Raw genomic sequence first — 10452 nt, 5'->3', positions numbered from 1 at the left:
TCTGCCCGGCCAGAAGAATTAAACCCTGAGACGTTGCTTCAGGGGCCGGATAGCTGAGTTCGGCACCGTACTGAAATCCAATGGGACCGGCACTCATCATGAAAAAGCCCATGGTGAACGCGGAAATCAAAATCCAGGAATAGCTCGTAAAAAACGTAAGTCCTGCCAGAGACGGAACGATGAAAAGGAGTGCTACCACCAGAAAGGGTTTGCGCTTTCGGGCCTTGTCGGAAAAAATGGGCAAAATAACCGCTCCGATAATCCCGCCAATAAACATGATGCCCCCCACAATGCCCGCCTGTTCGGCATTAAACCCTCTTGGACTTAGAATCTGTTCAATCCAGGTCGTCACGGAATTAAAAATACCCAACCCAATAAAAAATACAAACAGCAAAATCAACATATTGGGATTCTTGAAAATAAAGCGAATCCCTTCAAATACCTTGTACCGCTCGGCCTGATCGGAAAGACTGGGAGGCGTGGGCGGTTTTTCGCGAATAAAGATCATAAAAACAAGGGCAATTGACAGAGACAGGATCCCGTAGATCAACAGCACCCCTTGAATCTGGTAGGCCCGATACAGAAAAGGGGTTACGGCAAGAGCAATAATAATTCCAATGTATTGCGAAAGAGTAGCAATACCGGTGGAGGTAGCCCGTTCCCGGATGGGAAACCATCGTGCACCCAGCTTGGTGTAAGCGTTGAGCACGAAGGGCTGGGCAACTGCCAGCCCAATTTGAGAGATAACCACCATTGTAAAATCAGAGGCAAATACCCCTTTCAAAAATCCGAAAATTCCGGTCAGAAGGGCACCAAACCCGACCCCGATTCGAATGCCGTAGGTGTCAATCATGTAGGATGCCGGAAAGGTTACCAGAACATACACGATCATAAACACCATGGATAACATTCCGATCTGCAAGGGGGTAACCTTATAAAAGGCCGCCGCCTCATTTGTGATCGGGGCAAAAGCTACCCATTGAAGTTGAACCACAATATTCAGAAACGAAAAAATCAACAAAATGATCCATCGATAGCCGTAAAGCCTTGCGTGTTCGTGTTCCATTTTTTTCTCCTGCCATTTCATCTAAGGTGACGCCACCTTCTGTGGTGTGAATTGTGCCAGGGAAGGTCTTCTCTAAAATAAAGCATTTTTACCAAGAATAAAAGAAAAAAATCGTTATTCTCTTATTCATGCATTCGGAGCGCACATGATTTTGTTACGGTTCAGAGTAAACCTCCGGAATGGGTTGAACAAGCCGGCTCTCTTGAAATCATTTTGCTCTTGCATTCGCATTTTAATTTTATTACCTTCATCTTTCAAAAATAAACAAGAGAGTGTTGCAAAATAAACCAAGGGAATGAAGCAAAACATGAAAAATATTGAATCCCATGAGGACTTTTTGGAAACCGTTCAAAAACATGCCGCCGTTTTGGCCTATTTTTCAACACCAACCTGTAATGTCTGCAAGGCCTTGCTGCCAAAGGTCAAAAATCTGAAGGAAGAATTCCCGCGCACAAAATTCGTGTACGTCAACACGGAGGAAATTACCGAGACGGCCGGGCAGCATCTGGTATTTACCGTTCCGACTATCTTAATCTTCAATGAAGGCCGGGAGGTTTCCCGCTTCAGCCGGCATTTTGGCATGGATGACTTAGTGAGAATCCTCGAACTGATTAACAATTGATTGGTAATGGTCGCAAACCTCCCGAATGGGGCACTCGTCGCATTTCGGTTGGCGGGCCTTGCAAATGGTCCGCCCCAGTTTTAGTAAATTGATGTGAAGAGAGAACGCCTTTCCTTTGGGAACCCATTTTCCCAGAAGTTGGTGCGCTTGTGCAGCCGATGTTTTTTCCGAAATAAGGCCAACGCGCCTGGCAATCCGATGAATATGTGTATCCACGGGGAAAACATCCTTTCCGCAAGAAAATAAAAGCACCACATAGACGGTTTTAACCCCCACTCCCTTCAATTTTGTCAGAACCGTGAGCGCCTCCTCCGGGGATTCCTTACAAATAAAATCCAAATTTAGGGCGCCGCGCGTTTCTCTCAGCCATTTCAAAATGTGCTTTATCCGGGGCGCTTTTTGCCGGGCCAATCCCGCAGGACGAATGGCTTCTTCAACAGCATCTACCGGAGCGTTTTCAACCGCGTCCCAATCGGGAAATCTCTCTTTAAGTCTCCGAAACGCCAAATTACGGTTGTGGTCACTCGTATTCTGGGAGAGAATGGTTTCAATAAGGGTATCCAGAGCTGGTGCCCTTTCGGGCCGAAAGGGCTCGCCAAAGCAGCCCTCAAGTTTTTCTGTAATGACCGTCAGTTTCCAGCCGGAATTTTCCACATGCTTTCCCTGATTGAAGTTCATGTTGATCCAGATGTTTTATTTTAACAAACAAACCCCTTAAATGCAAGATCATTCTGTTTCATTTAAAAACATGATTTAAAATGAATGAGTTGTTTTGCGACATCCCTTTTCCCAAAACGTTCGCGTTGAAAATTGTCCCTCTTGATAATTATGAAATTAGAAAAAACGAACACGGAGAATATCCTGGCACGATATTGGCATACTATTCTTCAAAACGTGTTCTTTACAAATTCACCACACATCACACAGGGAAACCATGAAAAAAGTCCTTGTTTTAGGCAATAATCAGGATTTGGATCATTCACTTACCCGCAATATGAAGAATCACGGGTACAAAGTCAGATGCACACGAAACATGAAAAAGGCTAAGAAGTTCAAGGAAGAACAAAATCCAAACTTTATTCTTTTGACAGGTCGCATTGGCATGAATAAGGATGGTACGTTTTTTATTGAATTATAAATGACCTTTTAAATCATTTGCTTTCCCTCCCGAAAACTTCCCTTAATCCGGGATAGGGCTTCGCGCAGGACACCTGGGTATGCTCAACAACAGGCGCGAAGCCTTTTTTTATTCCAGAAAACTGTTGCTTATTTTCCCAGAAAACCTTAATTTTATGTGATAATTTTCTGTGCATTCACGGATCAAAATCAAGGTATTTCCATGGCAGGTTTTCTCGTGATTATTTTCTTAATGTATACCGGGTGGGTTCTCTTTCTGATGCGGGGTCAGATTGCTATTTTTCAAACGACTCAACCAAACAATCCGTTTGTTTCCGTTATCGTGGCCGCACACAATGAGGAAAGTCATCTGGAGGCCCTGCTTGCCTCTCTTCAAAAACAGACCTACCCGGCCGAGCAATTTGAAATTATCCTTGCAGACGACCGGTCAACCGACGGGACCAGCCGCATTTTGAAAGCCTGGCAAAAGAAGCTGGCCAACCTGCGCGTGGTCCGGATTGACACCCTCTCTGCCCGCATGCCTGCCAAAAAGTTTGCACTCACTCGCGGAATTCAAACCAGTCGAGGGGAAATCTTGCTTTTCACCGACGCCGATTGCCTTCCGGACTCTGCCTGGATTTCAACCACCCTTTCCTATTTTACGGACGATACCGGCTTGGTGGTCGGTTTTGCACCGCTAAGGGCCGCTCGCAAAAACCTGCTCTCCCGGCTTCTGGAGATTGAAAGCGTTTACAACAGCCTGGTCGCCCGGGCGGGGCTGGCCTGGAATATTCCCATGACCGCCACAGGACGAAATCTCGCCTACCGGAAATCGGTCTTCAATCAGGTAGGGGGGTTTGAGGCCATTTCTCACTCCATTTCCGGAGATGACGATCTTTTTCTCCATCTGGTTCACAAACAAACACGTGATAAAATGGTATTTGCCAACCACCCCGGAAGCACGGTGCTGAGTTTTCCGCCCTCTTCATGGAAGCATTTTTTCCGGCAGCGAATGCGCCATCTTTCGGCCGGAAAATATTACAACCCCCTCTCTCAGCTTCTTTACGGATTTTTTCACCTGAGCAACACCTTGCTGCTGCTTTCCCCTATTTTTCTTTTCTGGAATAAGCAAGTACCCTTGATTCTTGCCCTTTTGTTGGCGAAATTTTCAATGGATGTTTTTCTGTTGGTCACCTTTCAAAAATCATTTAAATACAAAACCTCCCTTTACCTGCTTGTGTTCTGGGAATATTTTTATCTGGCCGAGGTCTGGGTGATTGGCATTTTGAGCCGTATTTTTCCGGTCACCTGGAAAGAACCCCAAACACCGCGTGCCCATGCTGAGTAAAAAAACATTCTGGGGATTAAAAATTGCGCTTGCCGGTCTCATTTTGGGTGTGCTGGTCTGGAGTATCAAGCCTGCTCAAATCTGGCAGGCCTTCCAGTCGGCCAAATTCTCTCTCATTCTCCTGGCACTTTTTTTAATGCCCCTCAACCTGGGCATACAAATTTACAAATGGTATTACATTGTTCGATGGATTTTGCCCAAAACCCGCTTCCGCGAGGCCGCCCACACGTTTTTAATCAGCCTGGCCATCGGATTTACCACACCCGGCCGGGTGGGCGAATATTCCAGGGCCTTTTTCGTAAAGGGTACCGATTGGGTTACAGCAATGGGCGTGGTCGCCATCGACAAAATTTACACACTCCTCATTATTACCGCAGTGGGCGGCTGGACGTCGGTCGCACTCCTTTTGCAATTCCATCCCTTGAAATTCCTGACCCCCGCCATGGGTTGGATCCTGGACGCTCTGTTTGCAGGGCTTCTCCTCTCTCTCATTTTTCCCCGATGGTTTCGATCACTGGCCATAAAGATTGGGGGACACTTTCCACAAACGCATCCGCTTCATCGCCTGATCGTTGGGTTGGAATTTCTGACTAACCGGCGCGGGAGGACCGTTTTCTTTTTATCCCTCACCGCGTACTTGATTTTTTCCCTTCAATTTTTTATCTTAATAAACGCTTTTGAAAAAACCCCTTTTCACATCGGGGGACTGGTGATTCCAACCGTCTTTTTTGCAAAAACGCTTGTGCCCATTTCGATTGCGGACATTGGCGTTCGGGAGGGATTTTCAGTTTTCTTGTTTAAAAGGTTTTCAATTTCTGCCTCGGCTGCTTTTAACGGCCCGATCTTATTATTTGTGATTAATCTGCTGATCCCGGGTCTCATTGGGGTTTATTACTTAATTCAGGAAAAACACCCGGCAAAGGAAAACCGATGACGTATTTTATCCATTCACTTCTCCTTTTTTTAGGCCTGATTTACATCTACAAAATCGGTACCTATTTTTTGGGACTTCTGAGACTCACCCCCGGCACCTCTGAGGCAAAACCTACCTTCCAGGTACTTATTCCGGCAAGAAACGAGGAGGATACCATTGCTTCCTGCCTGAATTCAATCCTGAATCAAACCTATTCCAAGGACCGTTACAAAGTTGCCGTGATCGACGATCACTCCACCGACCGGACAAGCGAAATCGTGGAAAAATTTGTGCAGAACTATCCCGGACGCGTACAATTGTTCCACTATCAAAAAAATCATCCTCACAAAGCGTACAAAAAAGCAGCCATTCAGTACGGCATTGAACATACACAGGGCGAAATCATTGCCACTATTGATGCCGATTGTGTGGCGCAGCCCACCTGGCTGGAAGGGATAGCCCGGCATTATGACGACGATGTGGGGATGGTTTCGGGGTACATCTTAATCCACCCTGCTTTCGAAAAAACGCTCTTTCACAAAATTCAATCCCTCGAATTTCTGGGATTGGTTACAACGGGCGCCGGCGCCATTGGCATTGGGCATCCCGTGATTAGTAATGGGGCCAATTTAAGTTATCGAAGGCGTGTTTTTGAAGAAGTGGACGGGTTCAGGGACATCGACAATGTCCCTTCGGGGGATGATGATCTGTTGATGCAAAAGATCCACCACCTAACCTCTTGGCGCATCCGGTTTGCAATCGAAAAAAATACCAACACTTACACGCGACCCGTCGAAACGCTGAAGGCCTTCCTGAATCAGCGCACCCGTTGGGCGAGCAAAAGTGCGCATTATCGGCAAAAATCGCTGGTGGCCTTTTTGGTTTCGGTCTATTTGTATTATTTTCTTCTTTTTCTCTGGCCCGTTTGGCTTCTCTTGGGGGGTGCTTGGGATGTTCTGCTTCTGGGATTCTTGCTAAAGTGGGGAGTTGACTATCTGGTTACGCAGAAAGGGGCTGCATTTACGCGAAGAAAAGATTTGTTAAAATATTTTCTATTTGCCCAATTTTTTCAAATTCCCTATATTTTATGGGTAGGTGCCAAAGGGTTAACCGGGCATTACGAATGGAAGGGAAGACAAAATAACTCCAGAGACTGAGGTACTCCGTATGGCCTGAAAAATGACACAGAGAACCTCAGAGGAAAAAGAAGAGAACCACTGAGGAAAAACAGTTTTGGGTCTGAATTCGGGGCGGCGTTGAATCCATCAGGCAAAACGTACGCCCGTTCGTAAAGAATCAATTTTAAGCGGGAACCGAATGAATTACACGGTATTAATTCCTCTCATCGAAAACCTGTTTCCATGGGTAACCTTCCGGGTTCCGGCAGAGGGAAAGGTCGTTTTTCTCACATTTGACGACGGCCCCGATCCTCACACCACACCACGGGTTTTGGAGTATTTGAGAAAATTTAATGCGACAGCCACTTTTTTTGTCAGGGGACAGCATATTCCACTGGCACCCGGTCTTTTGGTTCAAATTAAAAAAGAGGGCCATGCCATTGGGAATCATGGCTTCAGTCATATATCGCTCTGGACTCAAAAACGGCGGACCATTCTGGAAGAAATCCGAAAGACGAACCAATTCATCGAAAAGAGCTGCGGGATCAGGCCGGGCCTTTTCCGGCCGCCATACGGAAGGTTTCGTCCCGGGTTCAGGGGACTGCTCAAATCGCTTGAGATGCAACTGATTCTCTGGTCAATTGATTCGAGGGACTACGTAAAGGGCGAATCGGCGCAATCCATCGTCCGAAATGTTCTCTTTGCTGCCAAACCGGGAGCGGTCATTCTGCTTCACGATGCCGGAGAAAACAGCCGAAATACTCTTCAGGCTCTTCCGTCTCTCCTGGTCAGTCTTCAAAACCAGGGGTACCAGTTTGCTTCACTGAAGAATTATCTTTCCCAAACAGAACCCGGGGAGGATTCCAAATGATTGGGCATTGGACCATTGACAGCCTCGTCTGCCTCTATTTAATTATGGGTCTGCTTTTGCTGGCGGGTACCTTCTTAAAACAAACTCGTTTTCGGCACGTGGTCCATCCGGAGGTCACAATCATTCTGACGGCGCGCAATGAGGAACCCAATTTACCCCGATTTCTGGAGTCCCTTCTTGAGCTCTCCTTTCCCAGGCAGCACCTGCAGGTGATTTTGGTGGATGACCGCTCCTCGGATCGGACCGGAGAAATCTTTGACGAACTGGCCTCCCGCTACTCGCATATTCAGGCCCTCCACATCACGGAAATCAACAATTACCTTTCGGGAAAAGAAAATGCCATTCACAGGGCCATGGAAATCGCAACCGGAGAATTCATTCTTTTTACCGATGCCGATTGCATCCTTAACAAACACTGGGTCGAAAATATGCTGGCGTATTTTGACGAGGACACCGGGATTGTCTGCGGGCAGACCTACCTGGCCTCCAGGCATGGCCGACACACGCTCTGGGAGGGAATTCAGGCACTTGACTGGGCATATCTGCTTACAGCCGCTGCCGGCGCCACAGGGCTGGGCAAGCCCTCCAGTTGTATCGGCAACAACATGGCCCTTCGAAAAAAAGTCTATTTTCAGGTGGGCGGCTATCCGCATATTGGCTTTACCGTAACCGAAGACTTTGCCCTTCTTCAGCGTGTATGTGATCGGACCAATTGGGATATCCGGTTCCCCATTCACCCGGAAACAACCGTCGTAAGCTACCCGGAACCTACACTTAAGGATTTTTTCCACCAGCGGAAACGCTGGGTGGTAGGCGGAAAAACCGTTCGATTTTTCGGGCTTCTTCTGATGCTCGTCAGTTTTCTGAACCATCTTCTTCTCCCAATTGCTCTTTTTTTCCCCGGTTTTTACACGACAGCCACATTTGGACTATTTTTAATTTTTTTAATGGATTTCATTCTGCTTTTGCGAACGTTAATTCCCAATCGAAAATTGGGTCTTCTGTCGTTTTTCCCATTTTTTGAATTGTTCTATTTTCTTTACACGACCCTTTTTGCTTTTCTGGGATTTTCAGATTCCGTTCATTGGAAAAATGACCACTACACCGGCAATTCCAAACGAACATGATTATCGAAAATCTAAAATACGCCACCCGTATTTTTCGGAACCGTCCCATTCTCTGCAATTATTACGTTACCTATCGCTGCAATGCCCGGTGCGTATTTTGCGACTTCTGGCAGCGCCGCAACTACAAGCAAATCCCTGATGCGTCGCTGGAGGATGTGGTTCGTAATCTTCGGGAGCTGCGCAAATTTGGAATTATTTTTGTTGATTTTACGGGCGGGGAACCCCTTTTAAATAAGAACCTGCCGCATATGCTGGAGGAAGCCAAACGACTAAAATTGATCACCAGCGTAACCACAAACACCCTGCTTTACCCTTCCCGGGCAGAAGAAATTCGGGGCCTTGTGGATATTCTGCATTTCTCCCTGGATTCTTTGAATCCGGTTATCCACGACCGGCTCCGGGGCGTGCCTGTATTTGACCGGGTGATGGAGAGCATTTCGATTGCCAAAAGTCTGGGGGAGCAACCTGACCTTCTTTTTACCATTACCGAACAGAATTACCGGGAATTCCCTGAGATGGTAAAATTCGCCCAGACCCAGAAACTCATGCTCGTCACAAACCCGGTGTTCCCCTATTTTGGGAATGCGGGTATCACGGAAAAGGCACTCCAATTTGTCGAAACCTTTCACAATCAGCCGTATGTTTACATAAACCGGGCCTTTCATCGGTTTATTCGGGCAGGCGGAAATCGGGTTGAGGCTCCCCGGTGCCGGGGGGTTTCGGCAACTGTTGTCATATCGCCTCAAAATGAACTGCTTCTACCCTGTTTTCACCACAGGAACCAGGCTGTTCCCATTGGCTCGTCACTGGCACGGGCTCTTCAATCGCCACAAAGAATAAAGGCGCTGCGCCGTCAGGGCACATATCCCTTCTGTAAAAATTGTACCATTAATTGCTATTTTGATCCCTCTTTTCTCTACAAGCGCGATGTCTATTTTTTCGAAAGTTTTCTTCCGAAAATTAAATATTGGTTTGATAAAACCATTCGGCGAAAGATCACTTTTTCGGGGAGGAACTCCACATGATTTGGGCGCCCCTTTTTTTCCCGGCTCAGCCTTTTTCTGCCTCTGCCGCAATTCTTTTTTCCCTTCCCGGCTTTTTTCTTTACGCCGAAATTCACTACAAATTTAAGGGCATTTACAGTCGCCTTAAACATACCTGGCCTGAAATTCTGGCGGATGCGCCTCATCGGGTGGAACCCGGCAAAAATATTCCCCTGCTCATTCTGGTGAAGGATGCCCATCGGTATCCGGTTGAGCTTATTCAAATTGAAGCAAAGGCATTTTTCGAAAACACGCCAATCTTTCACAAAAAGCTGCTGGCTCGTCCGTTGGCCATCCAATCGCCTTTCTGGTACAAACTGATCGAATTGGATAGGCCGCCGGGAATTTCAGGTGGGATTGATTTGGAGATTACATTTACAGCAAAACGAAAAGGCAAAGTCATCCGGTTTAACGCCGACAACTACATTGGAACCTCCCACGCGCCCCTGCGCATCCGGCTGAGCCCTCATTCTCTTCCAACCCTGCCCGGGCTCGTTTATGGCGATTTACACACGCACTCAAATTACACCAGCGATCAGGTAGAATTCGGGGCACCTCTCCCCGCCATTCAACAGGCCGCAGAAGCCATGGGCCTATCCTTCGTGGCCGTCACCGATCATTCATACGATCTGGACGACGATCCGGATAATTATCTGAAAAACGATCCGAAACTGAGAAAATGGCATCTTTTCAGGGCAGAAGTTGCCCGGCTCAATACCAAAGCCAAAGGTAAGAAGCAATGTTTACTGATTCCCGGCGAGGAGGTCTCCGCAAGAAATCACCGGGGCCGAAACATTCATTTTCTTGTCTTGAATGATCCCTCCTTTCACAAGGGAAGCGGAGACGGGGCCGAAAAATGGTTTAAGACGCGTTCCGAAAAGAGCATCTCTGAGATTTTGAATGAGCTGCCGGATTCGGCTTTGGGAATTGCCGCGCACCCGGCAACACCGGTTCCCCCGCTGGAGTATCTTCTGGTCAATCGGGGAAAGTGGGAAAAACCCGACAGCACACATCCAAAACTCTTGGGGTTTCAGGCGCTTAATGGTGAGGCGGACACCGGCTTCAGGGAAAGCCTGAAACTGTGGAAAGGAAGTCTCTCACGGGGCCAGAAGAAATTCATTTACGCCGGAACCGACGCCCATGGCAATTTTAATCGATTTCGACAGGTCAGCTTTCCCTTTTTCAAAATGAAAGAAATGGTCCGTCAGATTTTGGGGGAAAAGCGGAC

Annotated in this window: 10 protein-coding genes; 8 read left to right on the top strand and 2 right to left on the bottom strand. The window is 47.3% G+C overall.

Going from position 1 to position 10452, the window contains the following annotated elements; genetic code table 11:
* Positions 1-1066, bottom strand: a 1066-nt coding sequence (locus GXO76_15180) for a major facilitator superfamily domain-containing protein 7 (GenBank protein NOY79194.1), incomplete at its 3' end; no start/stop codon positions are given.
* Between the two features lie 307 nt (positions 1067-1373).
* Between GXO76_15180 and GXO76_15175 the strand changes: the two genes are divergently transcribed.
* Positions 1374-1688 carry a thioredoxin family protein gene (locus GXO76_15175; GenBank protein ID NOY79193.1) on the top strand — a complete coding sequence of 105 codons (315 nt, stop codon included), beginning with the start codon at positions 1374-1376 and terminating at the stop codon, positions 1686-1688.
* Here the strand turns inward: GXO76_15175 and GXO76_15170 are convergent.
* Entirely contained in the window at positions 1656-2366 is a 711-nt protein-coding gene (locus GXO76_15170) for an endonuclease III (protein ID NOY79192.1), read from the bottom strand. The two genes, GXO76_15175 and GXO76_15170, sit on opposite strands and share 33 nt — an antisense overlap.
* A 661-nt stretch (positions 2367-3027) precedes the next feature.
* Here GXO76_15170 and GXO76_15165 point away from each other — a divergent pair.
* From GXO76_15165 to GXO76_15135, 7 genes are all read left to right on the top strand, one after another.
* On the top strand, positions 3028-4152 hold the full coding sequence (locus GXO76_15165) for a glycosyltransferase (GenBank protein ID NOY79191.1): 1125 nt from the start codon (positions 3028-3030) through the stop codon (positions 4150-4152).
* Positions 4142-5086 (top strand): flippase-like domain-containing protein, encoded by a 945-nt coding sequence (locus tag GXO76_15160; GenBank protein ID NOY79190.1) that lies wholly within the window; start codon positions 4142-4144, stop codon positions 5084-5086. The genes GXO76_15165 and GXO76_15160 overlap by 11 nt, the downstream gene beginning before the upstream one ends.
* Positions 5083-6222 (top strand): glycosyltransferase, encoded by a 1140-nt coding sequence (locus GXO76_15155; GenBank protein NOY79189.1) that lies wholly within the window; start codon positions 5083-5085, stop codon positions 6220-6222. Before GXO76_15160 ends, GXO76_15155 begins: the two co-directional genes overlap by 4 nt.
* A gap of 160 nt (positions 6223-6382) precedes the next feature.
* Positions 6383-7054, top strand: a complete 672-nt coding sequence (locus GXO76_15150) for a polysaccharide deacetylase family protein (GenBank protein ID NOY79188.1) — start codon at positions 6383-6385, stop codon at positions 7052-7054.
* Positions 7051-8181 (top strand): glycosyltransferase, encoded by a 1131-nt coding sequence (locus GXO76_15145; protein NOY79187.1) that lies wholly within the window; start codon positions 7051-7053, stop codon positions 8179-8181. The genes GXO76_15150 and GXO76_15145 overlap by 4 nt, the downstream gene beginning before the upstream one ends.
* Positions 8178-9206: a radical SAM protein gene (locus GXO76_15140; protein ID NOY79186.1), complete on the top strand. Its 1029-nt coding sequence runs from the start codon at positions 8178-8180 to the stop codon at positions 9204-9206. The genes GXO76_15145 and GXO76_15140 overlap by 4 nt, the downstream gene beginning before the upstream one ends.
* Positions 9203-10452, top strand: a 1250-nt coding sequence (locus GXO76_15135; protein ID NOY79185.1) for a hypothetical protein, incomplete at its 3' end; no start/stop codon positions are given. The genes GXO76_15140 and GXO76_15135, both read left to right, overlap by 4 nt.

The organism is Calditrichota bacterium (assembly GCA_013151735.1).
GTDB lineage: Bacteria > Zhuqueibacterota > JdFR-76 > JdFR-76 > BMS3Abin05 > BMS3Abin05.
The sequence above is the reverse complement of the archived record's forward strand: the minus strand, read 5'-3'. Positions and strand labels throughout refer to the sequence as shown.

Bases quoted from the DNA above. Each gene is read 5' to 3' on its own strand.
- GXO76_15145 (NOY79187.1), top strand. From the start codon at position 7,051: ATGATTGGGCATTGGACCATTGACAGCCTCGTCTGCCTCTATTTAATT.
- GXO76_15160 (NOY79190.1), top strand. From the start codon at position 4,142: ATGCTGAGTAAAAAAACATTCTGGGGATTAAAAATTGCGCTTGCCGGT.
- GXO76_15155 (NOY79189.1), top strand. From the start codon at position 5,083: ATGACGTATTTTATCCATTCACTTCTCCTTTTTTTAGGCCTGATTTAC.
- GXO76_15170 (NOY79192.1), bottom strand. From the start codon at position 2,366: ATGAACTTCAATCAGGGAAAGCATGTGGAAAATTCCGGCTGGAAACTG.
- GXO76_15140 (NOY79186.1), top strand. From the start codon at position 8,178: ATGATTATCGAAAATCTAAAATACGCCACCCGTATTTTTCGGAACCGT.
- GXO76_15150 (NOY79188.1), top strand. From the start codon at position 6,383: ATGAATTACACGGTATTAATTCCTCTCATCGAAAACCTGTTTCCATGG.
- GXO76_15175 (NOY79193.1), top strand. From the start codon at position 1,374: ATGAAAAATATTGAATCCCATGAGGACTTTTTGGAAACCGTTCAAAAA.
- GXO76_15165 (NOY79191.1), top strand. From the start codon at position 3,028: ATGGCAGGTTTTCTCGTGATTATTTTCTTAATGTATACCGGGTGGGTT.